Origin of the sequence: Thermococcus sp. LS2 (assembly GCF_012027375.1) — an archaeon.
Lineage (GTDB): Archaea > Methanobacteriota_B > Thermococci > Thermococcales > Thermococcaceae > Thermococcus_B.
In genome coordinates, this window is the sequence record NZ_SNUI01000001.1 from 324,416 (window position 1) to 349,179 (window position 24,764).

29 protein-coding genes and 1 tRNA gene are annotated in these 24,764 nt (G+C 41.3%); 16 read left to right on the forward strand and 14 right to left on the reverse strand.

The window, feature by feature from the left end:
• Window positions 1–52: 52 nt before the first annotated feature.
• From E3E24_RS01680 to E3E24_RS01700, 5 genes are read left to right on the forward strand one after another with little or no spacing between them, the layout of a single operon-like run.
• Window positions 53–280, forward strand: coding sequence for an Lrp/AsnC ligand binding domain-containing protein (locus E3E24_RS01680; RefSeq protein ID WP_167886360.1), 228 nt, complete (start codon window positions 53–55; stop codon window positions 278–280).
• A gap of 5 nt (window positions 281–285) precedes the next feature.
• Window positions 286–828: a GbsR/MarR family transcriptional regulator gene (locus E3E24_RS01685; RefSeq protein WP_167886361.1), complete on the forward strand. Its 543-nt coding sequence runs from the start codon at window positions 286–288 to the stop codon at window positions 826–828.
• A 17-nt stretch (window positions 829–845) separates the two neighbouring features.
• On the forward strand, window positions 846–1,352 hold the full coding sequence (locus E3E24_RS01690; RefSeq protein ID WP_167886362.1) for a CDP-2,3-bis-(O-geranylgeranyl)-sn-glycerol synthase: 507 nt from the start codon (window positions 846–848) through the stop codon (window positions 1,350–1,352).
• A gap of 60 nt (window positions 1,353–1,412) precedes the next feature.
• Window positions 1,413–1,676, forward strand: coding sequence for a ubiquitin-like small modifier protein 1 (locus tag E3E24_RS01695; protein WP_167886363.1), 264 nt, complete (start codon window positions 1,413–1,415; stop codon window positions 1,674–1,676).
• A 1-nt stretch (window position 1,677) separates the two neighbouring features.
• Window positions 1,678–2,376, forward strand: coding sequence for a ThiF family adenylyltransferase (locus tag E3E24_RS01700; protein ID WP_167886364.1), 699 nt, complete (start codon window positions 1,678–1,680; stop codon window positions 2,374–2,376).
• Here the strand turns inward: E3E24_RS01700 and E3E24_RS01705 are convergent.
• Genes E3E24_RS01705 through E3E24_RS01720 form a run of 4 tightly spaced genes read right to left on the reverse strand, consistent with a single transcriptional unit; the run spans window position 2,373 to window position 5,084 of the window.
• Window positions 2,373–3,350, reverse strand: coding sequence for a hypothetical protein (locus E3E24_RS01705; RefSeq protein ID WP_167915529.1), 978 nt, complete (start codon window positions 3,348–3,350; stop codon window positions 2,373–2,375). The genes E3E24_RS01700 and E3E24_RS01705 overlap by 4 nt on opposite strands.
• Window positions 3,347–4,504 carry a M48 family metalloprotease gene (locus tag E3E24_RS01710; RefSeq protein ID WP_167915530.1) on the reverse strand — a complete coding sequence of 386 codons (1,158 nt, stop codon included), beginning with the start codon at window positions 4,502–4,504 and terminating at the stop codon, window positions 3,347–3,349. The genes E3E24_RS01705 and E3E24_RS01710 overlap by 4 nt, the downstream gene beginning before the upstream one ends.
• Window positions 4,501–4,824: a hypothetical protein gene (locus tag E3E24_RS01715; RefSeq protein ID WP_167915531.1), complete on the reverse strand. Its 324-nt coding sequence runs from the start codon at window positions 4,822–4,824 to the stop codon at window positions 4,501–4,503. Before E3E24_RS01715 ends, E3E24_RS01710 begins: the two co-directional genes overlap by 4 nt.
• 20 nt (window positions 4,825–4,844) lie before the next feature.
• Window positions 4,845–5,084: a hypothetical protein gene (locus E3E24_RS01720; RefSeq protein ID WP_167915532.1), complete on the reverse strand. Its 240-nt coding sequence runs from the start codon at window positions 5,082–5,084 to the stop codon at window positions 4,845–4,847.
• 281 nt (window positions 5,085–5,365) lie between these two features.
• Here E3E24_RS01720 and E3E24_RS01725 point away from each other — a divergent pair, with 281 nt between their 5' ends.
• The 3 genes from E3E24_RS01725 (at window position 5,366) to E3E24_RS01735 (ending at window position 7,672) form a co-directional block, all read left to right on the forward strand.
• Window positions 5,366–6,187, forward strand: coding sequence for a class I SAM-dependent methyltransferase (locus E3E24_RS01725; RefSeq protein ID WP_167915533.1), 822 nt, complete (start codon window positions 5,366–5,368; stop codon window positions 6,185–6,187).
• A gap of 2 nt (window positions 6,188–6,189) precedes the next feature.
• Window positions 6,190–6,624 (forward strand): molybdenum cofactor biosynthesis protein MoaE, encoded by a 435-nt coding sequence (locus E3E24_RS01730; protein ID WP_167915534.1) that lies wholly within the window; start codon window positions 6,190–6,192, stop codon window positions 6,622–6,624.
• 115 nt (window positions 6,625–6,739) lie between these two features.
• Window positions 6,740–7,672 (forward strand): SPASM domain-containing protein, encoded by a 933-nt coding sequence (locus E3E24_RS01735; RefSeq protein WP_167915535.1) that lies wholly within the window; start codon window positions 6,740–6,742, stop codon window positions 7,670–7,672.
• Here the strand turns inward: E3E24_RS01735 and E3E24_RS01740 are convergent.
• On the reverse strand, window positions 7,661–8,563 hold the full coding sequence (locus E3E24_RS01740) for an Lrp/AsnC family transcriptional regulator (RefSeq protein ID WP_167915536.1): 903 nt from the start codon (window positions 8,561–8,563) through the stop codon (window positions 7,661–7,663). The two genes, E3E24_RS01735 and E3E24_RS01740, sit on opposite strands and share 12 nt — an antisense overlap.
• 59 nt (window positions 8,564–8,622) lie before the next feature.
• Between E3E24_RS01740 and E3E24_RS01745 the strand changes: the two genes are divergently transcribed.
• From E3E24_RS01745 to E3E24_RS01755, 3 genes are all read left to right on the forward strand, one after another.
• Window positions 8,623–9,111 carry an adenosine-specific kinase gene (locus E3E24_RS01745; protein WP_167915610.1) on the forward strand — a complete coding sequence of 163 codons (489 nt, stop codon included), beginning with the start codon at window positions 8,623–8,625 and terminating at the stop codon, window positions 9,109–9,111.
• A 100-nt stretch (window positions 9,112–9,211) separates the two neighbouring features.
• Entirely contained in the window at window positions 9,212–9,766 is a 555-nt protein-coding gene (locus E3E24_RS01750) for an XTP/dITP diphosphatase (protein ID WP_167915611.1), read from the forward strand.
• A gap of 64 nt (window positions 9,767–9,830) precedes the next feature.
• Window positions 9,831–10,283: an Lrp/AsnC family transcriptional regulator gene (locus E3E24_RS01755; RefSeq protein WP_167915537.1), complete on the forward strand. Its 453-nt coding sequence runs from the start codon at window positions 9,831–9,833 to the stop codon at window positions 10,281–10,283.
• 346 nt (window positions 10,284–10,629) lie between these two features.
• On the opposite strand, the gene E3E24_RS01760 is transcribed toward E3E24_RS01755, so the two are convergent.
• A tRNA-Trp gene (locus E3E24_RS01760) sits at window positions 10,630–10,769 on the reverse strand.
• 102 nt (window positions 10,770–10,871) lie between these two features.
• Between E3E24_RS01760 and E3E24_RS01765 the strand changes: the two genes are divergently transcribed.
• From E3E24_RS01765 to tpiA, 4 genes are all read left to right on the forward strand, one after another.
• On the forward strand, window positions 10,872–11,105 hold the full coding sequence (locus E3E24_RS01765) for a hypothetical protein (RefSeq protein WP_167915538.1): 234 nt from the start codon (window positions 10,872–10,874) through the stop codon (window positions 11,103–11,105).
• Between the two features lie 160 nt (window positions 11,106–11,265).
• Complete coding sequence (gene fbp / locus E3E24_RS01770; RefSeq protein ID WP_167915539.1) at window positions 11,266–12,390, forward strand: fructose-1,6-bisphosphate aldolase/phosphatase; 1,125 nt, start codon at window positions 11,266–11,268, stop codon at window positions 12,388–12,390.
• 123 nt (window positions 12,391–12,513) lie between these two features.
• Window positions 12,514–14,472, forward strand: a complete 1,959-nt coding sequence (gene gor, locus E3E24_RS01775) for a glyceraldehyde-3-phosphate:ferredoxin oxidoreductase (protein WP_167915540.1) — start codon at window positions 12,514–12,516, stop codon at window positions 14,470–14,472.
• 35 nt (window positions 14,473–14,507) lie between these two features.
• Window positions 14,508–15,185: a triose-phosphate isomerase gene (gene tpiA, locus E3E24_RS01780; protein ID WP_167915541.1), complete on the forward strand. Its 678-nt coding sequence runs from the start codon at window positions 14,508–14,510 to the stop codon at window positions 15,183–15,185.
• On the opposite strand, the gene E3E24_RS01785 is transcribed toward tpiA, so the two are convergent.
• The 7 genes from E3E24_RS01785 to E3E24_RS01815 form a co-directional block, all read right to left on the reverse strand.
• The gene (locus E3E24_RS01785) at window positions 15,182–16,213 is read right to left on the reverse strand and encodes a TrmB family transcriptional regulator (RefSeq protein ID WP_167915542.1); all 1,032 of its coding nucleotides are present in this window, start codon (window positions 16,211–16,213) and stop codon (window positions 15,182–15,184) included. The two genes, tpiA and E3E24_RS01785, sit on opposite strands and share 4 nt — an antisense overlap.
• 8 nt (window positions 16,214–16,221) lie before the next feature.
• Complete coding sequence (locus tag E3E24_RS01790; RefSeq protein WP_167915543.1) at window positions 16,222–17,334, reverse strand: ABC transporter ATP-binding protein; 1,113 nt, start codon at window positions 17,332–17,334, stop codon at window positions 16,222–16,224.
• A 9-nt stretch (window positions 17,335–17,343) separates the two neighbouring features.
• The gene (locus E3E24_RS01795) at window positions 17,344–18,177 is read right to left on the reverse strand and encodes a carbohydrate ABC transporter permease (RefSeq protein ID WP_167915544.1); all 834 of its coding nucleotides are present in this window, start codon (window positions 18,175–18,177) and stop codon (window positions 17,344–17,346) included.
• Complete coding sequence (locus E3E24_RS01800) at window positions 18,174–19,028, reverse strand: carbohydrate ABC transporter permease (protein WP_167915545.1); 855 nt, start codon at window positions 19,026–19,028, stop codon at window positions 18,174–18,176. Before E3E24_RS01800 ends, E3E24_RS01795 begins: the two co-directional genes overlap by 4 nt.
• A 9-nt stretch (window positions 19,029–19,037) precedes the next feature.
• Window positions 19,038–20,345 carry an ABC transporter substrate-binding protein gene (locus E3E24_RS01805; protein ID WP_167915546.1) on the reverse strand — a complete coding sequence of 436 codons (1,308 nt, stop codon included), beginning with the start codon at window positions 20,343–20,345 and terminating at the stop codon, window positions 19,038–19,040.
• Between the two features lie 125 nt (window positions 20,346–20,470).
• Window positions 20,471–21,475 carry a Gfo/Idh/MocA family protein gene (locus E3E24_RS01810; RefSeq protein WP_167886383.1) on the reverse strand — a complete coding sequence of 335 codons (1,005 nt, stop codon included), beginning with the start codon at window positions 21,473–21,475 and terminating at the stop codon, window positions 20,471–20,473.
• On the reverse strand, window positions 21,472–22,503 hold the full coding sequence (locus E3E24_RS01815) for a Gfo/Idh/MocA family protein (RefSeq protein WP_167915547.1): 1,032 nt from the start codon (window positions 22,501–22,503) through the stop codon (window positions 21,472–21,474). Before E3E24_RS01815 ends, E3E24_RS01810 begins: the two co-directional genes overlap by 4 nt.
• A gap of 92 nt (window positions 22,504–22,595) precedes the next feature.
• Between E3E24_RS01815 and E3E24_RS01820 the strand changes: the two genes are divergently transcribed.
• On the forward strand, window positions 22,596–23,738 hold the full coding sequence (locus E3E24_RS01820; RefSeq protein ID WP_167886385.1) for a glycosyltransferase: 1,143 nt from the start codon (window positions 22,596–22,598) through the stop codon (window positions 23,736–23,738).
• A gap of 156 nt (window positions 23,739–23,894) precedes the next feature.
• Here the strand turns inward: E3E24_RS01820 and E3E24_RS01825 are convergent, their stop codons facing one another.
• Entirely contained in the window at window positions 23,895–24,695 is an 801-nt protein-coding gene (locus E3E24_RS01825) for a TrmB family transcriptional regulator (RefSeq protein WP_167886386.1), read from the reverse strand.
• Window positions 24,696–24,764: the final 69 nt, after the last annotated feature.

A 24,764-nucleotide genomic window follows, 5' to 3' on the forward strand; every position in this document is an offset into this window, starting at 1 on the left:
TATAATTAAGAAAGCTTAAAAATCTTTTGGTACAATCTTAGGAGGTTTGAAAATGATAGCATTTATCCTAATTACAGCCCAAAACGGGAGGGAAAATGAAATTGCAGAAAACCTCAAAAAGATTCCGGAGGTTAAAGAGGCATACGTACTATATGGGGACTATGATGTCATTGCCAAAGTGGAAGTTGAAGATCTGAAAAGACTAAACGAGCTTAGAAACGAAATTTTAAAAGAAAATAGAGGTATTTTATATACTGAGACTCTAATCTCTGCGAGGTGATTGTGTTGGGAATCGAAGAAGCTAGGAGAATCATAATGAACCACTTTGCAAATGCCGCAAGAAGGTTTGGACTGAGCGAGCTCTATGGGTACATTTACGGCGTCTTGTTCTTTGCAGATGAACCGTTAAGTTTAGGTGAAATCGCAGAGAAAACAGGATATTCAATTTCTCATGTAAGCTCTGCTTTAAAGCTCCTCGAAAGCGTCGGCTTAGTTACAAGGGTTAAAAAGCCGGGAGATAAAAAGGCCTACTTCACAGCAATAAAAAACCTAAAAGAGTGGAGGAAAGCAGCATATTACAACAAGCTCCTTGAAGATATCCACCAAACAAAGATAAATGTTCAAAAAGCTCTTGAAGAAATTAAGAATGATAAAAGTGAAGAAGCACAAAAAATACGGGAAAAGCTTAAATTTATGCTCAAAAGGAACGAGATAACTGAAAAAATTGTAAAGCTACTCATAAGGAGTGATGAAGAAAAGCTCCTTGAGAAGCTGATACTATACCTGGAGGAGCTTGAAAAGGAAGAGCTTAAAAAGGAAAGCAAGTAAATCATACAGGTGGTTAAATGAATCCTCTGCTTGAGGCACTTTGGTACATTCTCCCAGCATACTTCGCAAATGCATCTCCGGTGATATTTAAAGGAAGAACCCCCATGGATTTTGGAAAGAAGTTCAGAGATGGTAGACGAATTTTAGGAGATGGGAAAACTTGGAGAGGATTCTTTGGAGGATTGTTCACAGGAACCCTTATCGCTGTTGTTCAGTATTATATAACTCCCAATTTCTACGGCTCTTTCACCATGGCGCTAAAATTAGGATTTGCTCTATCGTTAGGAGCTCTTCTCGGCGATTTAATTGGTAGCTTCATAAAGAGAAGAATAGGAATGCCCCGTGGTTATCCAGCTGTAGGCTTAGACCAGTGGGGATTCCTAATCACAGCTTTAATTTTGGCGTATCCCATAAAGACACTTTTAACTGGGCAAGTTTTGTTTTTACTGACAGTCACACCTTTCATTCACTGGTTTGCCAACATATTTGCATACAAAATGAAGTGGAAGAGCGTTCCTTGGTAAACATTTAAGCTTTACACAAACTTTTTTTAAAGTGAGATGGTTAAATCTCTTGGTGATAACATGAAGGTTAAGGTAAAGTATTTTGCCCGCTTCAGAGAGCTGGCAGGAGTTAGCGAGGAGATTATAGAGCTCCCAGATGGCGCTAAGGTGAGAGATTTAATCGAAATTATAAAAGAAAGGCATCCAAAGTTCAAGAATGAAGTTTTTGCCCAGAATGAAGATGCTGACGTTAATGTTTCGAGAAATGGAAACTATGTAAGCTTTGATGAAGAACTAAAAGATGGAGACGTTGTTGCCCTCTTTCCGCCGGCAAGCGGTGGTTGAGATGCTAACCGAAAGAGACCTTGAAAGATATGACAGGCAAATTAGAATTTTTGGAGTAGATGGTCAAGAAAAGCTCAAAAAAGCCAAGGTAGCTGTCGTTGGAGTTGGAGGGCTTGGAAGTCCAGTTGCCTATTATTTGGCAGCTGCAGGAGTTGGAACTTTACTTCTAATTGATGAGCAGACTCCAGAGTTGAGCAATTTAAACAGGCAGATACTCCACTGGGAGGAGGACATAGATAAGAATCCAAAGCCAATATCGGCCAAGTGGAAGCTTGAGAGATTCAATTCAGACATAAAAGTTGAAACATTTGTAGGAAGGCTTACAGAAGAGAATATTGAAGAAGTTCTGGATGATGTTGACGTTATTGTTGATTGCCTAGATAATTTTGAAACAAGGTATCTTTTAGATGAGTTCGCACACAAAAGAGGAATTCCTCTGGTTCATGGAGCCGTTGAAGGCATGTTTGGGCAGGTTACAACCATAATTCCTGGAAAGACAAAATGTTTGAGAGAGATATTTCCAAAACCCCCAAAGAAAAAAGAAAAGTTTCCGATTTTAGGAGCAACCGCTGGAGTCATTGGAACCATCCAAGCAGCTGAAGTCATTAAGCTGATTACGGGTTATGGGGAAGTGCTAGCAAACAAGCTATTGATAGTGGATTTAGCCCATGGCTCCTTTGAGATTGTTGAGCTCATCTAAGCCCTGACTTCCCCTTTTGGAGCTTCAACTTTCTTCCTCACATTAACTTCTTTTATCACAAATTCGTCGTACTCCTTACCTATCTCGATGATTTCCATCGGCTTTCCTTCCAAGTCTTGAGCTTTTATTCTAATCTCCATATTGTACATCAGTCTACCGCCGTAGAGCTGTCCATTCTTGAAGACTACCTCCATTATTCCGTTGCTGAAGCTTATTGTCATGTTTTCGTTTTCAGCAGTTCCAAGGAATGCCTCAATAATGCACTTTAAGTCCTCATCACTTATGTTGTAGTAGAAAATCTGGCTTCCGTTAACGATGGTTGCATTTCGAGGTTCTTTTTGTAGGTAGAGCTTAACAAGGCTCACAAGGTTGTACTTCCAAGTTAAATTGAGCAACTTCTCTGGAGGTACCCCTAGGGTTTCGTTAGTGAGCTTTTGCCACATTCCGTTGGCATAGAGGTAAACTTCCCCATTTTTTATTATCTGCCTTGTAAAGCTCGAGCCCCCTCCAGGAAAAGTCGTCATAGTTGTGTTTATGTCTGCCTCATAAGCTTCTAAATCAATGTAGCCAACTTTCTTTGAAATTATGCTTACTTCACCAGCGTTAACTGTGGTATTTCCTTGCTCTATTTTCACATCAAATGTTACACTTGTGTTCTCCAAGTATGTAAAGCTCTTTATCTTTTCCAAGTTTTCCAAGAGCTCTTCCCTTGTGTAAATTTTTGGCTTGACTTGTGTTTGAGTTGGAGTTGTAGATTGGGTTTCTGTTGGGGTCATTGTTTTAGTTGACGTTGTAGTTGTTGAAGATGTCATTGTTTCTGATGTCTCTGAGTGGGTTGTTGAAGTTGCTTGAGTTAAGTGTGTTGGGGTTTGAGTAGTCGTTGATGTTGTGGAAGTCGATTCTTTTTCTCCAATACAACCAGCAACTAAACCAACTAAAAGTATTCCAACCAGCAGAATTCCCAACTTTTTCATTCCTCTACCTCCTCAAGATGCTTTATCCGTTCTTCGATTGAAGGATGAAAGCTCAAAAAGTTAAACCACTTACCCGTTCTTTTGGGAGTTAAATTTAATTCAGCCAACTTTTCTAAAGCCCTAATTGTTGCCTCTTTACCCACGACTTTTGCAGCAAATTCGTCGGCTTTGAACTCATTTCTAAGGGCAATTTTGGCTTCAATTATGAAGAGATACGTAAAGTAAGCGAAGAAGAAAACACCAAAGAAGACCCATGGTGAGGAAAAGAGTTTAATGCCGAACTTGTGAAGGGCATAAACAACTCCAATCCAGAAGACGAACCAGCCAATCGTTAGTGTAGCATTAATCCAGAGGTGTTTTCCTTTTATGTGCCCAATTTCATGGGCCAAAACTGCCTTAATTTCATCTTCCTCGAAGTTCTCGACGAGACCGCGCGTTAGAACAACGTAGCGGTATCTGGGAATTATTCCCGTCACCATAGCATTTGCAAGCCTCTGCCCCGGCTTACCCTTGACGAGGATGTCCCTAACCATGATTCCCTGCTCCTCGCAGAACTTCACGAGCTCGGCCTTAAGATCAGGGTCAAGGTCGCTCCTCGGCCCAATCCTAATGAGAATAAGCGGAAAGACAGCAAAGAAGATGAGTACCAAAAGAGCATACATGGTAAGGTTAAACCACCACTTTGAAGTTAAACTGCTTGGAAGATACAGAATCAGCAACACCCAGATGAAGGCAAAGCCAAAGATTGGGCCAAGAATTAGAGCCAGAGCCTTTAAAACTTCCTTTTTTGGATTTTCAATCCTTTCCTCCGTAATATTTACCCCAATTTTAACGGTCTCGTAGATGATGAGGAAGATTGAGATGAGAAGCGGGAAGAGAACAATTGCCGCAAATGCAAAAACCTCAATTATCGCAGGTAAAGGAAGCTTGTCTACCAAGTTGGATGCCCAGTCAAGGATTCCAAGGGCTATCATTCCTGGGAGATAAATAACTAAGGCTCCGAAGATGCAGAGAACCTCAATCTTCTGCAACCTGTAGTTCTTCTCCTTCTTTGGCAGCTCTTCTGCGAGGATTTTCCTTCCCCAGTATCTCATTACCAAGGGAGGAACAATGATCGTCACAAGCCAGAGGGCAAAAATAAGGAATGTCTTCATTTAAACCCACCACCTTTAGCTTTTCCCGTTAAGAACAGCATTCCAAGGTTGAGCATAAATATGCTGAGCACCAGGGAATAGGTGTCCCTTCCAGCGGCACTGATGATGAGCATGATTATCCCTCCAAAGAGAAGACCAAAGATTCCAAATTTCCTGCAGAGATCGCTACGCTCGGTGAGAGCCATAGCAGTGAATATCTGGAAAAGTCCCCATCCAATGAACTCTGCTTTACCTAAGAGCAAGGCACCCACAATCATAAGAATTCCGCAGATGATGAGCATGTATCTCCCAAGCAGTTCAATCTTCTTCATCACTGTCATCAAACAGCATCTCCATTATTTTAATTGTCGAATTCCCCCGTCAACAGCACTATCATTATCACCATGAAGACACCCATCCAAACCAATATTTTGCTCAAAGACAGAATACCTAAGACTATCATCAGCAATCCCATTAAGAGAAAAGGATTTTCTTCAATCTCTTTTAGGAACTCATCCCACTCCATCTTTTTCCACTCCCAAGAGCTTTTAGGTGATTTGCCTCTATTGAGGAAAAGTGTTATGAGTGAAACTCCATTCATACTTATTCCTCCAGTCTCTGGAGAAGCTCCTCCTTATTTAAGTTTTTTGCCAATCCAAGCTCCAATGCATGTTTAAGCAGATATTCTGGTAATTCAGAATCTTCAAAGAGCGCTCTAACCCCTATTTTTGGAACATAGAAAAAGTAAGCTCTTTTTACTTCCCGTCCTATTTTTGCATTTCAGCTAAAATTCATGTGTGTAAACCTTGTCGACTTAAAACTTTTGACATCAGTGGTAAGGTTTAAAGTCTTGCACTAAGAATTAGCTGTTGAGGGATTAAGATGAGTCTTGAAGAACTCTATGAGTTTCTTCATTGGCCCATGCACCCAGATGATGAAGGTGCAAGAAAAAGATTTGAGAAAATTGTGAGAGTTTTTAGCAGTTTAATCGAAGATGGGATTATCGAGAGCAAAGAGGAAATCGTAATTCTAGACTTAGCGGCTGGAACTGGAATTGCTGGTGTTGCATTAGCCAAGGTTCTTGGTGAGAGAGGAGTTAAAGTTGAGCTGACGGCTGTTGACCTTAGGGAAAAAGACCTGCATTTCGTTGATAGGTGGATTAAAGCATATGAAGTTAAGAATGCAAAGGCAAACACTGTGACAGCAGATATCAGAGAGCTGCATAGATATTTTGAAGAATCCCATTATGATGTTGCCATGTTATGGGGATTAACAATGCCCCATTTTGACCCTTTTGAAACCATAAAGATTTTTGCTAACGTCTCTTATGTTCTTAAAGAAGATGGTATTTTCCTAATGGAGGAATCAGACAGAGTGTTCAACATTCTCTATAGGGTAGGTTACAGAGATTTCCTTGTCGAAACTAAGACAGAGGAGTATACTGTGATTTCAGTTCACGAAGGGTATAATTTAAAGAGAGGCACGTTCAAGAGAACGTACTACAAGATACCTGGCTTTGAAAAAGTTAGCGAAGAGGAGCACAGACTCTGGGATATAGCTGGAATATTAGGTATAGGGAGCATTTTCTTTAAAGATTTCAAACTCATAACTAAGATGGAACATGAAGTCTTTGGGGTTTCAGATGTTTTAGTTTTCAAAAATCCAAGGAAAAATCTGCCGCTTAATGAATTTCTGGAGGGTTAAAAATGTTTGCAAAGCTGTTTAAAAAGCCAGAGGATTTTGACGTTGATAAAGCTATTGAGCTAGTTTCTTCAAGAAAAACTGGAGGCATTGTAATCTTTTTAGGCAAAGTTAGGGAAGAAAGCCACGGACGAAAAGTGAAGAAGCTGATTTATGAAGCCTACGAGGAGATGGCTCTCAAAGAAATGGAGAAAATAAGGCAAGAAGCAAAGGAAAAGTTTCCAATTGAGGAAATCTTGATATGGCATCGCTATGGTGAGCTCGAAGTCGGGGAAAATACAATATTAATAGTCACAGCCGGAAAGCACAGAAGAGAAGCTTTTGAAGCCTGCATGTGGGCAGTTGACGAAGTCAAAAAAAGAGTCCCCATTTGGAAGAGAGAGGTAACTGATGAGGGCGAATTCTGGATAGAAGGGGATAAGGTAATACCCGCAGACTAATTGCTGTACATTTCTGTACTCTTCATTTTTTGCAAACTAAGTGCTGTGGTAATAAAAATCCGCATAGAAAAAGTATATATAGCTCCGTTTCCCTATTCTATTCCCGGTGGAGCTAATGGAGAAGGTAATCAGTGTCAATGTTCCTCAGGTCGGCATAAAAGGAACATGGAACATCGCAACTATAGCAAAGCCACCGTGGAGCAACTACTCCCATTCGGGGAAGCTTGAGCGATTAATATTTCAGCTCGGTAGTGGTAAAGGGAAATTCTCCGAAGTTACGGGTATTCCAAGATCTATTGGGTGTATTGGGAACAATAACTTCATACTAAGAAGGGAGCCATTAAGTGTTGAAAGAGTTAAAGAAATCATTAAAGAGTTTTATTTTGCTAGGGGAAGAGAGATTTACCTAACTAACTATGACAGTGTTGAGTATCTAGCCAGAATTGCAAGGTATGCCGCTGCTCTTGGGATTAAGGAAGTTTACGCCATCGTTAGATTAGAAGATGTTGAAAAGATATCTCCGGAGGAAGACATTAACTTTATAGTAGAACTCGAATACTCTCAAGAAAACCTCAAAAAGCTTGAAAAACTTAAGTGGGTACATGGAGCACTCATAATGCTGACATATGACCAATACAAAGAGTTCATAAAGCATCCACCCCAGTTCCAGGGTGAGGTATATCTTGACATACTCTACCCAGGGTCGCTGAGACACATTAATTTCAACATCATTGAGATGAAGAGAATCCATACACCAACTGCCAACACTTATCATGACTGCCTTGCTGGAACGCTAGCAATTACAGCTGATGGATACGCTTTGCCTTGTCCACTCCTAAGAAACTATATCGTTGGAGATGCCAAGAAGGAAAGCATAAAGCAGCTTTTAAGGAAGAAAAGACTCAAAAACTTCTGGAAGCTGACTAAAGACAGCATTGAAGGCTGCAGCACTTGTCCATTCAAATATCTCTGCCATGACTGCAGAGCACTTGAATACCAAGCGAGCGGAGATATATTTGGGGTTGAATACTGCAATTTAGAACTCTAAAATTGACCTATATCCACTTCCATCCTTTTTTACCCTCTCTGAAAACTTGTAGTTTGGCTCAATTCCTTCCAGCAAGTCAAAATAGTAAATTGCAACCTTCTTAACATATCTGCTGAATTCGAATATCTTAGCCCCAATATCCTCTTTCGAAGAGAAATACCACTCAACAAGATACCCTTTAGGCTTTAGAACTCCGAGGAGAATTTCATAATCCCTAAACTTCTTAAGAATAACATCAGAAAGCTCATCGGTTATGCCACAGAAGCCTCTGTCATATGCAGTCATATCAACCATTGCATGGTATCCTCTAATTATTCCTAATTCTTCGAGCCTTTTAATCATGTAGTTAATTGTAGGTCTAGATTTTCCCAAAATCTCTGACATTTTTGTTGGACTAGTTCTAGCATCATATTTCAGTATGTCCATTAAAACAGCATACTCATAGCTTAAATTCCAATCTCCAAACTCCTTAGGTTTCTCCGGATAAGCTCTCACTTCGTAATATTCATAGTCGTCAGAGTATCTTGATAAGAGCTCATCTATCAGATTTGTCTGTTCTTTTGGGACGTGGAGAACAGCGGAAATACCGTTTTTAAATCCAAACATCGCTGCTATTGAAGGAATAAACGGATTCTTGGACATTTGAAGTGCAACCATTCTTATATCTTCTCTAGGGACAGATAGAAAAGCCACATAGCTCTTTAATCCAAGCTTTGCAATATCATAGATGGCAGAAACATGAACATATTTACCATAATACCTGTCATAAAGCCTCTTAAGCTTATAGTAATCTATGCCCTCGTTCTTTGCTATCTTTAAAAGACTCTCACGCGGATACTTTTCCAAGATTTCAACTAGATACTCGACTTCTTCAATTTTTACCTCGCTCATTCGACCTCCCTAAGAAAAAGTTTTATGTCCTCATAATTAAATTATTTTTGGTGGTGGTTATGGTTAAGATTGAGGTTGTTGATATTGAAAAACCAGAAGGCGTTGAATGCATTATCGGACAAGGCAATTTCTCAATATTCACAGTCGATGACCTGGCGAGAGCATTACTGACAACCGTTCCAGGGATTAAATTTGGAATAGCCATGAATGAGGCAAAACCACAGCTGACAAGATATACCGGGAATGACAAAGAACTAGAGGAGCTTGCTGCAAAGAATGCTGTAAAAATTGGTGCTGGGCATGTGTTTGTAATTCTTATGAGAAATGCATTTCCAATAAACGTTCTCAACACAGTTAAAAACCACCCTGCAGTTGCTATGGTTTATGGAGCAAGTGAAAATCCAATGCAAGTTATAGTTGCAGAAACAGAGCTGGGAAGAGCCGTACTTGGAATAGTTGACGGCAAAGCAGCAAACAAAATTGAGACAGAAGAACAGAAGAAAGAGAGAAGAGAACTCGTTGAAAAGATTGGCTACATTATTGACTGAATGATATCAATCCCTTTTCTTCTTTGTTATCTCCATGTTTCCAATTACAAAAAAACTTTTATTTTGGGATTGAAGTACCTGACCGTTATTGGTGAGGAATATGGAGATAGTGTTCATAACTTCAAACAAAGGTAAAGTCGAAGAAGCTCAAAAATATTTCGCACCTTTAGGAATCAAAATTATTCAGAAAAAAATTGAATATCCAGAAATTCAAGCAGAAGAGCTTGAAGATGTTGTTGAATTCGCACTTAACTGGCTCAAAGATAAGCTTGACAAACCGTTTTTTATAGATGATTCAGGGCTATTCATTGAGGCATTAGACGGATTTCCAGGAGTTTATTCTGCATATGTCTTTAAAACCCTTGGGAACGAGGGAATTCTAAAGCTCATGGAAGGCGTTGAGAACAGAAAAGCATACTTCAAGAGCGTTATTGGGTATTATGATGGGGAGATGCATATCTTTAAGGGGATTGTGAAGGGAAGAATTGGATACGAAAAAAGAGGAAGCTTAGGTTTTGGATTTGACCCAATATTCATTCCCGAGGGATTTGACAAAACTTTTGCCGAAATGACAACTGAAGAAAAGAACAAGATATCACATAGAGGGAGGGCACTTGCAACATTCTCAAAATGGCTAAAAGAAAACCTTATATAATGGTTAAACGACAAAAATGATAGGTCATAAATTGGAGAAATGACAACAAGGTGAGGGACTAAGAATGGGGGAAGTCTTGGATAGAATTGATTTAAGACTCCTTGAAGAGCTGAAAGAAAACGCGAGAGAGAACATAGCAACACTCAGCAAAAAGTTGGGCATACCCAGGACAACCGTTCACTACCGCATAAAGAAGCTCGTTGAGGAGGGGATTATAGAAAGGTTCACTATAAAACCGAACTACAAAAAGCTTAACCTAGGAACAACGGCATTCATACTAGCACGCTATGATCCAGATTCTGGATTAAGTCAGAGAGAAGTTGCAGAGAGAGTGGCTAACATTAAGGGAGTCTATGAAGTTCACATTATAGCCGGAGAATGGGATTTGCTCATAAAGGTTAGAGCTCCTTCAGCTGAAGATATTGGAAAGATAGTCATTGACAAGCTACGGGAAATAAAGGGTATTGACCAAACTGTAACGATGGTTTCGTTTGTGACTGTAAAAGAGGAGATATGATTATCTAGGGCGATGATTACCGTTCTCCTTTCTGATTTTTATGATGACGCGAGGACTTGAATGAGCCCTGCACAAGCTTTGCAGAGCAAAGTTTGATCAAAGTGTAACTCTCTTCCAAAAAGCTGGGATGAGTTTGTACGTCTTTTATTAACGGTCAACCAATGTGGGCTCAATCCAAAATCAGAACTTTAGATTTTGTTCCTCTTCTTTCCGCACCCAAAGGGCGCTATTTTGAGTTAAACACTCTAAAACTGCCAATTGAAAAGTGAGTCCACGTTTAAGACTAGTAATTCAAAAGAGACGTACGAACCTTAATTAAACTTCGCACAGACAAAGTTTGAGAGAATGGTGGGGGCGCGGGGATTTGAACCCCGGTCCGCGGGTTTCTCCGGGTCAGAGCTCCAAAGGCTCATCCCCAATCAGCAAACCCGCCTGTCTTCACACCTCTGGAGCCCGCGATGATGGACCAGGCTACACCACGCCCCCGTACCCAATACTCCTTAGCTATGCATCAGCTTATAAGTTTTACCCCTAATTTTGCGGAAAGTTTTATTAACTTTAGCTTACAAAAATATTGTAGTGGTAGAAATGACTGTAATAATGATTGGACAAGATAAATTTAAGATTAGCGAAGATGAGGTGGCCAAGAGGGAACTTAAGGTCATGAAGGTCAGTGATGATGTCATACAAGTACAAGAAGAGATTCACGGAATTATAGCTCTAGTGGGAGCAACAAGCAGTGTGAACATCAAGAAAGAGGAGCTCAAAAACCTAATCAAAGTTGTTAAAGAGGAGTTTGGATGGACTGATATCTGCGAGTGATAAATATAAAGAATCTTCCCCAGTTCTTTTATATTTTACAAGTAAATGTTTTCATAAATCAGCAACTTTTTTCGGATTTTTGTATCATTTGTAGTGATACATTTTTGCCTAACAAAATTTTATAAGGCTAAAATAACATAGGGTTACTTGGTGACGAACAATGGCAGTTGGAGAAAAAATAACAATTAGCGTTATAAAGGCAGATATTGGAGGCTGGCCAGGGCATCACAAGGTTCATCCAGCCTTGATAGAGAAGGCAAAGGAAGTTTTAGCACAAGCAAAAGAAGAGGGAACAATCATTGACTTCCACGTCACATACTGCGGTGATGATTTGCAATTGATAATGACGCACAAGAAGGGAGTTGACAGCCCAGATATCCACGGCTTGGCTTGGAACGCATTCAAAGAGGCAACTGAAGTAGCCAAAGAGCTTGGCCTTTATGGAGCAGGACAAGATTTGCTAAAAAATGCATTCAGTGGAAATATTAGAGGAATGGGTCCAGGAGCAGCTGAGATGGAAATTACCCTAAGGAAAAGCGAGCCAATAGTTACGTTCCACATGGACAAAACTGAGCCAGGAGCATTCAACCTGCCAATCTTCAGAATGTTCGCTGACCCATTCAACACTGCTGGACTTGTAATTGACCCCAACATGCACATGGGCTTCAGATTTGAAATCTGGGACATCAGAGAACACAAGAGAGTTATTCTAAACTCCCCAGAGGAACTCTACGACATCTTAGCATTGATCGGTGCAAAGTCAAGGTACGTAATCAAAGGGGTATTCCCCAAAGAAGGACACAAAATCCCAAAAGACGAGCCAGTTGCTGTTGTCAGCACTGAAAAGCTCTTTGAAATTGCCGGTGAGTACGTAGGAAAAGACGACCCAGTTGCAATAGTAAGAGCCCAGAGCGGTTTGCCAGCTTTGGGAGAGGTCTTAGAGCCATTCGCATTCCCACACTTGGTAAGCGGTTGGATGAGAGGTTCTCACAACGGACCAATAATGCCTGTCCCATTAAAGTACGCAACACCCTCAAGGTTTGATGGTCCTCCAAGAGTAATAGCTTTGGGTTGGCAAATAAACAAAGATGGAAAGCTAATTGGCCCAGTTGACCTCTTTGACGATCCAGCATTTGATTGGGCAAGACAAAAAGCACTGGAGATTACAGATTACATAAGGAGACATGGACCATTCGAGCCACACAGATTGCCACTTGAAGAGATGGAGTACACAACTCTACCACACGTTCTTGAAAGACTTAAAGACAGATTTGAGCCCCTCTAAAGCCTTTATTCTTTTTAATTTTCACGTACTTATTTGTACATGCTTTTGCGAACTTTCTCAATTCAAAAACCTTAAATAATTCTTTTCTAAAACTAACACTCAGAGTGATACGGAGGGATTAGTATGAAGTTCACGGTTCTCAAAATTAAGCTGGACAGCGAAGATATCAAAATGGAAAGCGTGGAAAAGGAAGGAATCTACGGAATCATTGACTACGCTCTTTACCTTCACGATGAAGTTTACAAAACATATGAGCTTGATCCTTATGACCCGAAGAACGTTACGGTTTTTGGGAAGGGCCCGTTTGCTGGTTCTGTCCTTCCGGGAGCACACAGATTGATGTTCGTCTTCCGCTCACCGCTCTACGGAGTCATCTTCCCTTCAGCGATGGGTGGAGCAGCGTATCAGTTCCAGAGAGTTGGAGTGGACTTTGTAGTTCTTGAAGGTAAGAGAGAGAAGCCAACCGTAATTCTGCTACAAGGAGATGGAGAAAACGTCAGCGTTGAGCTACATGAAATAGAGTTGGAAAAGGTCCTTGAAATCTGGAAGGGATACAAAGGAGAAGAGGGAGTTTACGCCCTAACTGAATACCTCATAGACAACTTCAAGGACAAATTTGACAGCGAATTTAGAATTGCCTGTGTTGGACCTGCCTCTCTTAACACAAACTTCGGCGCAATCTTCTCGCAAGTTCTCAAGAACGGAAAGAGAGTTGAAGGTGGAGAAGACTGGGCCGCCCGTGGCGGTTCTGGAAGTGTTTTACTTAGAGCTCACAACGTCGTCGCAATAATCTTCGGTGGAAAGGCGAAGAAGAAGTTCCCTGGTGAGGACATAGGAAACGTTAAAGTTGTAAAGCAGATAGTGGAAGGAGTCCACAAGAAGCCAATGTTCCAAGTTATTGGAGAGAAAACAACCAAGTACCGCTACAATCCAAAGCTGAAAACCGGGGGGACCTTTGGAGGAAACTACCCAGCTGAAGGAGACTTCGTACCAATTCTAAACTGGCAGATGCCCTACATTAACAAAGAGGAGAGAATCAAGATTCACGAAAACATAATGAAGCACTACTGGGAGCCTTTTAACAAGGAAGCAATTGAGACAAAGAACTGGACTACATGTGGTGAACCATGTCCTGTTGTCTGTAAGAAGTTCCGCAAAGGGCATCACGTTGAATATGAGCCTTATGAGGCAAACGGTCCATTAAGCGGAAGCATCTACCTCTACGCAAGCGACATAAGCGTCCATGCAGTTGATGCTATGGGCTTTGATGCAATCGAATTTGGTGGCTTAGCTGCATGGGTTCTTGAGCTCGTTTACAGAGGACTTCTTAAACCAGAGGAAGTTGGCTTAAGTGATAAGCCAGAGTTCAGCAAAGACGCTCTGATCCTAAAACCTGTTGAAGCAAGCGAAAAGAACGCTAAACTGGTCGCTGAGTTAGCTCACAGAGTTGCTTTTGCAGAGACAGAGATTACTAAAATTTTGGGCCTAGGAAAGAGAAAAGCAAGTGCAATTCTTGATGAGAAGTTCAAAGATAGACTAAACTACGGTGAGAGCTTCAAGGACTACGCAGTCTTTACACCTCTCGGCGAGGATGGAGAGATTTGCCCAACAATGTACTGGGCAATCGGCAATTATATTCCGTTGCCAATCCAGGGAAGATACTGGACGTTCTACCAGTTTGGAGTCTTCCTTGAGCCTGAGGAGCTGGCGAGCAAAATTATAGCGAGTGCAACTTGGGAGTTCTGGTACGACAACATTGGCTGGTGTAGATTCCACAGAGGTTGGCTTAAGCCCGTATTAAAGGCTCTGTTCCTCGAAGCTTATGGCGAGAACGTTGAAATGGAGGAGCATTCTAAGAAGCAGTTAAGGAGATTAATAAGCTACGCAAAGAAAGCTGGCTATGAACCTGTATTCTGGGACTCAATGAGGGTGATTGATTTAGTTGCTGCAGGTGCAGAAGAGTTTGGCAACGAGAAATGGGCGGAGAAGTTCAAGAAGGACAAAGTCGGAACGGCAAAGGAATATCTAAAGAGAGTGCTTGATACTTACAGCGAAATTTTGGGAGTTGATTGGACTATTTGAGCTTTCATTCTTTATTCAATTTTGGAGGTGGTAATATGAAGTTGAAAGAGCCAATTATTGCAATCAATTTTAAGACCTACGCTCAAGCTACCGGAGAAGGAGCTTTGAGAATTGCAAAAGCCGCTGAGAAAGTTTACAAAGAGACAGGAATAATGATCGTTGTCGCTCCGCAGTTGGCAGATCTTTATAGAATAGCCCAAGAGGTTGAGATTCCAGTCTTTGCCCAGCATATCGATCCAATAAAGCCTGGAAGCCATACGGGCCATGTCTTACCGGAGGCAGTTAAAGAGGCTGGAGCTGTTGGAACCCTTTTGAACCATTCCGAAAACAGAATGATTTTGGCTGACCTTGAGGCGGCAATAAGGAGAGCAGAAGAAGTTGGCTTGATGACGATGGTTTGCTCAAACAATCCAAAGGTTTCAGCAGCTGTTGCCGCCTTAGACCCAGACTACGTCGCTGTTGAGCCGCCAGAGCTCATCGGAACAGGCATACCGGTTAGCAAAGCAAAACCAGAGGTTATTACAGATACAGTAGACCTTGTCAAGAGGGTTAATCCAAACGTGAAAGTCCTCTGTGGTGCTGGAATTTCAACGGGAGAAGATGTAAAGAAGGCCTTAGAGCTCGGAACAGTTGGTGTTCTCTTAGCAAGCGGAGTCACAAAAGCAAAAGACCCAGAAAAGGCAATCTGGGACTTGGTATCTTTAATAATTTAGCTTCCCTTTTCTTTCAATATTAACAAATCAGCCTCAATGTCCTCAAGAGAAGATTTCCAGCCACCAACAATGTATCTCTTACCGTCTTCAGTCTCAACAGTGATATTAGAGATGACCTTAGCTTTGTCCTCGTAGTAATCAACTATTCTGCCTTCAATTTCCACGGGCTCTCCGCTTTTAACAAACTTTCCTATTATCTTAACTTTTGAATTCACCAAGTTAAAGAGCCGTATATCCCTGACGAGCTTCCTTATGTGGATGTACTCCTTCGGAAGCACCAGATTCCTTTCCTCTTCATACACAGTCTTTCCAGTAGGCCAGAGGGCGTAATAAAAATATCTGTCAAACATGAAAAGCAGATTTTCGTCTTTAATTATCATCGCGTAGCCGCGAAGGCTCGAGGTTTTTGACATCAAAGCCTCACTCGGTGCATAAATTCCGGTCTCTTTATCCTGAATTAGAATGAAGGGATCAGAGACCTCTCTGACTTTTATTTTATGAGCAACTGGGGGTACTTCACCAACGCCATATACAAATAAATCTATCTCGACGCCCATCTGTTTCTTTCTCATTAGGTCATCTTGAATCCGCATTAAGAAGGAAGATGGGAGTGCTAAAGAGATGTGCCTCTTAGCATTTTTGATTGCTTCTTTTACATATTTCTCAAAGGTTATCTTGCTCTTGACAACAATTATACTGCCAACTTCACTTTCACCGGGATTGTAAAGCTCCTTGAGCATCTCCTTAACAAGGCTTACTTTCCTCACGTATTTCTGCTCTATTTCGCTAAAAACTTTGTCCGGATCAATAGCAACAACCTTCTTTGGCCTCCCTCCCATCGTAATCACAAGTCCTTTGCCCATGAGAGTTCTAATTACGTCGTATATCCTCGGCTGGGGGACTTTTGATAGAGTTGCCAATTCACCGGCTGTTAAAGGCCCTTCCTTGATTAGAGTAAGGTATGCACTAACCTCATACTCATTGAATCCCAGCTCCTTGAGGAGTTCTTTAAGTTCTTTTTCGCTCATACTATCCCTCAGATTATCGCTTTTTCAGTGCTCTTATCAAAGACATGAATGTTGTCGAGGTCTATGATTATGCTAATTTCCCTCTTTAACTCCACTGGTACATGACCAGGTATTTTAACTTTTATGATTTTACCTCCAACCCTTGCATGGATTATTGTATCAGTTCCTAACGCTTCTACGAAATCAACCACACCCTTAATCTTGGCTTTTCTTTTGACGTGCAGAAATTCGGAGATGCCTTCAACAGTCATGTGCTCTGGTCTTATTCCGAACACAACAGTTTTATTAATGTAATCTCTAAGTAATTCTCCCAAATCTTCAGGAAGAGGTACTTCAAATCCCTCCCCCTCTAAAACAACGCCCCTATCGGTTTCTTTAACAGTAACATCAACAATGTTCATCTCTGGAGCTCCTATGAAAGTTGCAACGAAGATTGAATTTGGCTTGGAGTAAACTTCAACTGGAGGTCCTACTTGTAGAACTTTTCCTTGCTTCATCACAGCAATTCTATCACCCATTGTCATTGCCTCAACTTGGTCGTGGGTAACATAAATTGTCGTAACCTTAAGCTGAGCTTGGAGCTTTTTAATTTCAGCACGCATCATGACTCTGAGCTTTGCATCTAAGTTTGAGAGAGGTTCGTCCATTAAGAGAACGTCAGGCTCAACAACAATAGCCCTAGCAACCGCCACTCTCTGCCTCTGACCACCACTCAGCTGTGCAGGGTATCTATCTAAAAGCTCCCCTATCTGCAAAAGCTCGGCAACCCATTTAACTTTCTTTCTAATTTCATCTTCTGAATATTTCTTTATCCTCAATGGAAACGCTATGTTGTCGTAGACCTTCATATGCGGCCATACTGCATAGCTCTGGAAGACCATCGAAATGTTTCTGTCTTTTGGAGGCAGATACGTTACATCCCTGTCTCCAAACCATATCTTTCCTGCCGTTGGCACCTCTAGTCCAGAGATCATTCTAAGCGTTGTTGTTTTCCCACAGCCACTCGGTCCTAAAAGGACCAAAAATTCTCCATCCTTTATCGTTAAGTTTATTCCATCAACTGCTTTTACCCGTCCCTTATCAAAATACTTCTTGAGGTTTTCAAGTCTAACCTCAACCATTTTAACACCTCACTTGAGCGTTATACCCCACATTGTGATTAAATACTTCCTTGCGAAGAAGATGAACAACATAGCTGGAAGCATCATTATAAATGCAGCAGCAAATTTGTAATAATCAGGTGCAGCCCCACCGGTAGCTCCTGCCATTATTGATAATATTTGAGCAGGCAGAGTTCTGCGTTGAAGAGTTAAAACTGATGCAACAAAGACCTCGTTCCACGACATGACAAAGGTAAACATTGCAGCTGCTGCCAATCCAGGAAGGGCTAATGGAAGGGTTATCTTAAGGAATGCTCCGAGCCTTGTTAGCCCAAAGACCATTGCAGCCTCTTCAAGCTCATTGGAAACTCCAGCAAAAATGCTCGAGGTTATGAGAACAACAAAGGGAAGAGCCATTGCAGTGTGAGCTAATGCAACACCAAGTAAAGTATCTATGAGATTCAGCCTAATGTAAAGCACAACCAAAGGTATCGCCATAACAGGGATTGGAAACATTCTTAATGCAATTATTGAGAGCTTTATAGTATCCTTTGCTGGGAATATGAACTTTGCTATTGCATAACCTGCGGGAATTCCAAGAGCAAAGCTTATAATTATTGTCAAAACTGCCACGATGATGCTGTTTTTAATAGCATCAAGAGCCCCGAGTACAAATAGCAAAGTATTGACCCACTGTTTTGTATAGTGGAAGGGGATTATCTTGCTAGGGTCATAGTAATCAAGCTTTGAAGAAAATGCATAAAGGGTTGCCACTATCAATGGCACAACTATCCAAGCAACGACCGTAAAAACGAACGTGTAAAAGGCTATTTGCTTAAGCATAAACTTTGTCTTCTCATTCATTCTTTCACCTCCAAATACTCAGCTCTCATGAACTTGATGTACATGGCTCCAAGAACAATTGAAAGCGCGGCTATTGTTAATGCATAAATTGAAGCGACGCCGTAATCCTTAATCTCGGTAAGCTGATAGAAACCTTCTCCAGCCAAAATTGGGATATCCCTTCCTGCTAATATCCAGACGATACCGAAGACCTGCATTGCAAAGAGCGTCCTTATGATTAAGGCACTTTGAATGCTTGGTTTTAATAGTGGAATCACTATTTTCCTTAACTTTGTCCAATAATTTGCTCCAAACACTTCCGCTACCTCAAGGTACTCTGGACTTATCATCTGCAAACCAGCAAGGATAATAACGAATACAATTGCAGTCGCCCTCCAAAGCTCTGCTAGAACTATTGCCAAAAATTCCATGTGCCTAAATTGATAGCCGAAGAAATAAACCGGATTGTCGATTAATCCAATATTTAGAAAGAGCTTATTCAAGAATCCGCTTGGAGATAGCATTGCATACCAAATCAAACCTGCAGCAACATCACTAATCGTAAGAGGAATTATTAAAGCATAAAGGGCTAAATCTTTACCTCTAAAAGCCCTGTTCATTACGAGAGCCAAAATCAGCGCTAAAACAACTTGGGTAGGCACAATCACAGCAGCCAAACCAATAGTATATTTAAGGGCATCCCAAAAGCGAGGGTCGCCAATCGTTCTGCTAACAGTTGCAAGAGAGAAGGCACCATTCTCAGTGAAAGCCAAATACAGAGCTTGAATAAGAGGATAACCAACAAAGAACATCAGATATGCAAAAGCCGGCAAAATTAAAAGATAGGGAAGATGGGAGGCCTTAACCTTCATATTCCCCCCTCATGGAACTTCTACGCCTTGTTCCTCAAAGAGTGCAATAAGCTTTGGCTTGAGCTCCTTTGTAACCGCAGCTGGGTCTTCACCCTTGAGGACAATTCTCTCAAATGCTGTTCTGTAGATGTCCTTGAATTCACCACCTTTTGCTCCAAGGTTTGGGATCATTGCAACAACTGCATCTGGTGTTGCGGACTGTGCAGCAACACCCTCAGCCAGAATCTTAAGCGGTCCTTCTGGTAATACCCCACTTGCTTCTTTGACTGTTGGGAAGAATCCAACCTTCTCAAGGACTTTAACTTGTGTCTCTGGTCTTGTGAGGTAATCAATTAACTTCCATGCTTCTTCTGGATGTGGAGCACCCTTTGGAATTGCCAATCCCGCAACTACTAAGATAAATCCTCTTCCCTTTGGTCCTCTCGGCACTGGAACAACTACGAATTGATCTGGGCTTGTCTCAATTGCGTTTTTGATTCTTGCAGTGTGATCCCATGCTATAAGGACTTCTCCTCTTAAGAGTGGCTCAGCCATTGCATCCCAAGTTGTGCTTGCTGGATTTACATACGGCCAGAGCTCTTTGAGATAGTTCCACATTGTAATTGCCTCTGGGCTGTCAAATGCCTTTGCTTGGTAGCCTGTGTAAGCTGGGTAGATGTATCCGTGGAGGAATCTAACGAACAATCCTTTTGGTCCGGCTGGGAATCCAACTTGCGGCTTTCCTGTTGCCTCTTTAAGCTTCTTAGCCCAAGCTAAGAATGCATCGTAAGTCCACTTGTCAGTTCCCTTCATAACATCCTCCTTTGTGAGTCCATCTGGTAAGTAATCAAATGCCTTCTTGTTGATCACCATGACGTATGTAGCACTCATCCATGGGACGTAAACCTTCTTTCCTCCAATTGTCGCATACTTCTCAAAGGTTGTTATGAAAGTCCTTCCCTCAAGCTTCGGCATTCCGCTTAAGTCCATAAGCCAGCCTTTTGAGTTAAAGTAATCAAGACCACCGTGCAAGTCGCCGATGACATCAATAGTGACCTTTCCAGCTTTTTCCTCAGCCTCAAGCCTTGTAGCCATATCAGAATAACTTATGGGTATGAAATCAACGTCAATTCCTGTCTCTTTCTTAAATTCGCTAAGGAGTTGCTCTTGAACAAAAACTCTCTCCTCAGGTGGATTCAGCTGTGTCGAAAGCCAAATAAGCTTTACCGCTTCAGAAGTAGTCGGCGTTGTTGTCTTTTCACCACCTATGCAACCACTTACTATCGCTCCTAAAATGACAAAAACCAAAAGCCCTACAATTTTTGCTTTTCGGTTCATTAACCCTCACCTCAGTACAGTAAATCACTAAAAGTTACACGACTCAACTATATAAGGATTATGATAAAACCACTTTTAGTTGTTGTATTTTGTCAAGGAAAACAAAAAGAAATTTAGAGGTCAAGCTAAAGCTTCACAACCTTTCCCGTCCTTGAGGATTCATAAGCTGCCAACACTATCTCCAAGTTCCTCTTTGCGTCCTCTCCAGTTATTGGAGGTTCTTTATCCTCAAGTATGGACTCTATAAAGCATCTAACGATATTTTCAACATCCGCTCTCTCCCAATATATCTTTTCAGCCCTATCTTGATATACTGTGAAATCGGGATACGCTGTCCTTATGTCCAAAAAGCCGTCTTTTCCAAGAATGTAGTACTTTATTTCGAGTCCATAGAGATACCCTCTTGGATTGCCCCAGCCAGCATTTAAGACGGCAGTAACTCCGTTCTTGAACTCTAAAACCGCAGTTCCAACGTCATCAACTGGGAATCCATAAATCTTTGAGCCAATATCAGCGTAAACCCTCTTAACATCGCTCTCTGTCAACCAGAGGAGAGAATCAATTCCATGTGGTGCAGTGTCCATAAAACCCCCGCCACCAGACTTTCTAACATCGAGGAACCAAGTCATGTCCAAGCCTTCCAAGAATATTGGCGGCTTAACATACTCCGAAATTGCATAAATGTATTCCAACTTCCCTATTTCTCCGTTTTCAATCATGCTCTTTGCTTTTCTAAGGGGAATTGTGAATCTCGGATTGAAAGGCACCATCAGTTTAACTCCAGCTTTCCTAGCCGCTTTGATAATTTCGTCAGCATCTTCAAGAGTCAAAGCAATTGGCTTTTCTAGGAGAAGATGTTTCCCCTCTTCAATAACTCTAAGAGCAACTTCCTTATGGCGGTAGGTCTCGATTGCGACATAAACAGCATCAACTTTCTCATCCTTCAGCAACTCTTCATAGTTTTTGTAGAATTTAGCTTTAAGTCTCTGAGCTTCCCTTTTAGCAACATCAGAATTAGAACCATCCCCGGAAATTGCATAAAGCTTAGCTTTTGGGTTGGAAGCAAAAGTTGAGCCGTATCTGATGGCATGAGGATGAGCATAGCTTATAATCCCAATGTTAATTTTCATGCTATCACCCCCTTGAGGTCAATAGGTTCCCCTTTGTGAGCAGATTCAATGGCTTTTTCAGCAATTTGAAGTGCTATTAGTGCATCTCTTGCTGTAATCACTGGCTCTTCCTTTCCAAGGATCACATTGAAGAAATGCCTCAGTTCTCTCTCAAAGGCATCTGGAAATGTCGAGAGCATCGGTGAAAAGCGAGGCATTTCAAAGTGGCTCTTAACGACACCGACAACTGGGGTGTCCATTGGAGTGTATCTTATTCTTCCATTTTTGCCAAGAATGTCGAGATGATGATAAAACACACCATAACGGGCTGGATATGAATATGCCCAGCTCACCTCGGCTATTCCAGTCTTTCCTCCCTCAAACTGTATCATCATGACAAAGTGATCGTATGTGTTGTTAACCCTCGCTTCCTTCCTTATTGCTTTTCCAATTCCAAGAACCCTAATAGGTTCGCTCTCAAAGAACCACCTCAAGAAATCAGTGACATGAACTCCTAAATCAATTGCAACCCCACCACCTTTGTGAGGCTTCCAGTACCATGCAGTTTCCGGGAAAGGAAGTCTTTGAACCTCTGCTTTTCTAATTTGCATTGGCAAGATGTTCCTCTTTTTGATAATTTCCTTTATCTGCATCCATCTCTTATCAAATCTCCTCGTGTGTCCAACCAAAAGCCACAATCCTTCTTTTTCTGCAACTTTAATCATCTTTTCAGCTTCTTCACTTCTTAAGGCGATTGGCTTTTCAACAATAACATGCTTGCCAGCTTTCAGTGCTTTAATTGCAATCTCAGCATGAGTATAAGTTGGGGTTAGAATTTCAACAACATCCAAATCTAAGTCAAGAAATTCGTCCAAATTTGTAAAATACTTAGCATTAAACTCTTTTGCAGCTTCTTTTGCTTTCTTTCCCTTAATGTCCATAACGGATACAACTTTTATTGTTTCGATGTTCTTAAGAGCATTTTTGTGGGCTAAATTGAAGATATTTCCACAGCCTACAACGCCTACTCTCAATTTACGCTCTGGCATAGGACATCACTAATATTGGGAAGCAAACAAAAAGTATATAACATTTTTCATTATAAACCACTTTAGATGGTTGTATTTTTCAGGTGATAAAAATGAAAGTTATGGTGGGGATACCCAGCTACAACAACGCTGACACCATAGGCTTTGTAGTTAAGCAAGCTGCTGAAGGATTGAAAAAATACTTCGGAGGAGGCATTATAGCAAACGCAGATGGTGGAAGTAGTGATGGAACGAGAGAAGTCGTTATGAAGACCAAAGTCCCAGAAGGAGTGGAAGTGATGAGCTTCGTTTATAAGTGGCCAATTCCCGGCAAAGGCAGTGCAATGAAAGAGCTTATGGAGCTTGCAAAGGAAAAAGGTGTTGATGTTCTTGTTTTTGTTGACAGCGATTTGAGGAGCATAACCCCAGAGTGGATTTACAAATTTGCTAAGCCTATTGAAGATGGCTACGATTTCGTCGCTCCGCTCTATATAAGGCACAAATATGATGGAACGATAACGAACAACATCGCCTATCCAATGACAGCATCTCTCTATGGCTACAATGTTAGACAGCCAATTGGGGGAGACTTTGGGATTAGTGCGAAGCTGATTGATGTTTATTTAGCGGATGAAGAAATTTGGAAGACAGATGTTGCAAGATTCGGTGTTGATATCTTTTTAACCACAACAGCCCTAGCTGAGGGATTCAGAGTAATCCAAACAGCTCTAGGTTTAAAGATTCACAATCCAAAGGATCCAGCTGCTTCTCTCGGCCCGATGTTCAACCAAGTTGTTGGGACTCTGTTTATGTTAATGAGAAAATACGAGGAGAAGTGGAGACCAGTTAAGGAAATTAAAAAAGTTAAAACTTTTGGGAGCATTAAATGGCAAGAGCCAGAAGAAGTTAAAGTTACCATCGAGCTTTTAAAACAAAAATCTAGGGAGCTTTTCAAGGAAAATGAAGCAATTTTAAAGAAAGCCCTAAGTGAGGAGACATTTGCTCAAGTTACCAAAGCCCTTGAAACATTTGAGTTTGATGATACTCTATGGAGCCACGTTCTCTTTGATGGAGCAGTTGCATACAAGAACGGAATCCTCAAGAACGCTGAACCACTAATTCCGCTCTACTTTGCAAAGACTGCTGATTTCGTTGAAAAGACGAAAGAGTTAACAACGGCGGAAGCAGAGACAATCATCCAAGAGAGAGCAAAGATTTTCTTGAAGGAAAAAGAATATCTGCTTGAGAAGTGGTGAGCTTTTGTTCCTTTCCTATTCTTAAAGGTTTCAAAAGAAGTTTCTGCATCATTTTCAACTCCGATCGTGCAGAAAATAAACTGACCCAACTAGAGGATAAAATCTAGACCCTCGATGATACCCTTCGCCAGCTAGATCCACAAAAATTCGGATTCCTTATTGTGTTGATTTTTCGATTAAGTAGAGAACAATCATCCTCTGGAACATCGGTATGAACGGAAGCCTTACGATCAGACCTTTTAGTATTTCTCCCTCCCGGTAGACCATAATAGACTCCCGTCCATCTCTAATAAAGATCCCCTCCACGCTGTAAGACATCTCGCTTGTGAATAGTGCCTTCGTGAGTAATTCAAAATTCCCCTGTTCCTCGTCTAGAGCCTTTTCTATGGATATCAGAAACACTTCTCCAAGCTGACTTAAAGTATCGATATAGCGTTTATTTCCCTTGGGTTTGGGGAGGACTATTTTTGTATCCAGTCCTTTACGCTTTGCAATTTCGAACGCTTTCTTGAACTTAAACCCTAGTTTCCAGTCAACAAGTGCTGAGATGAACTCCTCCTCAGCTCTCTCTGCTAAATCCTCAACGTTACGTTTTATGTTCCACTCGCCCTGTAAATACCAGATTGGAAACCATTCTTGTCTCTGTTCCTTTTGATAACTCTTCAGCTTGATTATGACATCCTCTGCCGATTTAATGTACATATCCCTAAGGGAGGCAACCACTTTTTCAGGATCAGTAGCCTTAAAGTATGTAGGACTTCCCTCGCTTATATCCACAAAACCCTTCTTATGAAGCTCTTTTAAGACATCGTAAACCTTTGGCCTCGGAACTTCACTTTCCTTAGCTATCTCACTCGCTTTCGAAGGCCCAAGGATTACTAAAGCGGCATAGACCCTTGCCTCGTACTCCTTGAGACCAAGAAGCTTAAGTTTCTCAATAATCTCCTGTTCAATCACCGTAATCACACCCCTCCAATTCCTATAGCTCCCCAGCTAAATATATATCTTTGCTTGAGCCGCTGGCGT

Excerpts from the sequence above, each read along its gene's own strand:
- tpiA (WP_167915541.1), top strand. The coding sequence starts at position 14,508 with ATGAAGTTGAAAGAGCCAATTATTGCAATCAATTTTAAGACCTACGCT.
- E3E24_RS01725 (WP_167915533.1), top strand. The coding sequence starts at position 5,366 with ATGAGTCTTGAAGAACTCTATGAGTTTCTTCATTGGCCCATGCACCCA.
- E3E24_RS01755 (WP_167915537.1), top strand. The coding sequence starts at position 9,831 with ATGGGGGAAGTCTTGGATAGAATTGATTTAAGACTCCTTGAAGAGCTG.
- E3E24_RS01815 (WP_167915547.1), bottom strand. The coding sequence starts at position 22,503 with ATGCCAGAGCGTAAATTGAGAGTAGGCGTTGTAGGCTGTGGAAATATC.
- E3E24_RS01690 (WP_167886362.1), top strand. The coding sequence starts at position 846 with ATGAATCCTCTGCTTGAGGCACTTTGGTACATTCTCCCAGCATACTTC.
- E3E24_RS01765 (WP_167915538.1), top strand. The coding sequence starts at position 10,872 with ATGACTGTAATAATGATTGGACAAGATAAATTTAAGATTAGCGAAGAT.
- fbp (WP_167915539.1), top strand. The coding sequence starts at position 11,266 with ATGGCAGTTGGAGAAAAAATAACAATTAGCGTTATAAAGGCAGATATT.
- E3E24_RS01730 (WP_167915534.1), top strand. The coding sequence starts at position 6,190 with ATGTTTGCAAAGCTGTTTAAAAAGCCAGAGGATTTTGACGTTGATAAA.
- E3E24_RS01745 (WP_167915610.1), top strand. The coding sequence starts at position 8,623 with ATGGTTAAGATTGAGGTTGTTGATATTGAAAAACCAGAAGGCGTTGAA.
- E3E24_RS01795 (WP_167915544.1), bottom strand. The coding sequence starts at position 18,177 with ATGAATGAGAAGACAAAGTTTATGCTTAAGCAAATAGCCTTTTACACG.
- E3E24_RS01810 (WP_167886383.1), bottom strand. The coding sequence starts at position 21,475 with ATGAAAATTAACATTGGGATTATAAGCTATGCTCATCCTCATGCCATC.
- E3E24_RS01820 (WP_167886385.1), top strand. The coding sequence starts at position 22,596 with ATGAAAGTTATGGTGGGGATACCCAGCTACAACAACGCTGACACCATA.
- E3E24_RS01750 (WP_167915611.1), top strand. The coding sequence starts at position 9,212 with ATGGAGATAGTGTTCATAACTTCAAACAAAGGTAAAGTCGAAGAAGCT.
- E3E24_RS01800 (WP_167915545.1), bottom strand. The coding sequence starts at position 19,028 with ATGAAGGTTAAGGCCTCCCATCTTCCCTATCTTTTAATTTTGCCGGCT.
- E3E24_RS01710 (WP_167915530.1), bottom strand. The coding sequence starts at position 4,504 with ATGAAGACATTCCTTATTTTTGCCCTCTGGCTTGTGACGATCATTGTT.
- E3E24_RS01680 (WP_167886360.1), top strand. The coding sequence starts at position 53 with ATGATAGCATTTATCCTAATTACAGCCCAAAACGGGAGGGAAAATGAA.
- E3E24_RS01735 (WP_167915535.1), top strand. The coding sequence starts at position 6,740 with ATGGAGAAGGTAATCAGTGTCAATGTTCCTCAGGTCGGCATAAAAGGA.
- E3E24_RS01700 (WP_167886364.1), top strand. The coding sequence starts at position 1,678 with ATGCTAACCGAAAGAGACCTTGAAAGATATGACAGGCAAATTAGAATT.
- E3E24_RS01705 (WP_167915529.1), bottom strand. The coding sequence starts at position 3,350 with ATGAAAAAGTTGGGAATTCTGCTGGTTGGAATACTTTTAGTTGGTTTA.
- E3E24_RS01805 (WP_167915546.1), bottom strand. The coding sequence starts at position 20,345 with ATGAACCGAAAAGCAAAAATTGTAGGGCTTTTGGTTTTTGTCATTTTA.
- E3E24_RS01785 (WP_167915542.1), bottom strand. The coding sequence starts at position 16,213 with ATGAGCGAAAAAGAACTTAAAGAACTCCTCAAGGAGCTGGGATTCAAT.
- E3E24_RS01695 (WP_167886363.1), top strand. The coding sequence starts at position 1,413 with ATGAAGGTTAAGGTAAAGTATTTTGCCCGCTTCAGAGAGCTGGCAGGA.
- gor (WP_167915540.1), top strand. The coding sequence starts at position 12,514 with ATGAAGTTCACGGTTCTCAAAATTAAGCTGGACAGCGAAGATATCAAA.
- E3E24_RS01790 (WP_167915543.1), bottom strand. The coding sequence starts at position 17,334 with ATGGTTGAGGTTAGACTTGAAAACCTCAAGAAGTATTTTGATAAGGGA.
- E3E24_RS01740 (WP_167915536.1), bottom strand. The coding sequence starts at position 8,563 with ATGAGCGAGGTAAAAATTGAAGAAGTCGAGTATCTAGTTGAAATCTTG.
- E3E24_RS01720 (WP_167915532.1), bottom strand. The coding sequence starts at position 5,084 with ATGAATGGAGTTTCACTCATAACACTTTTCCTCAATAGAGGCAAATCA.
- E3E24_RS01715 (WP_167915531.1), bottom strand. The coding sequence starts at position 4,824 with ATGACAGTGATGAAGAAGATTGAACTGCTTGGGAGATACATGCTCATC.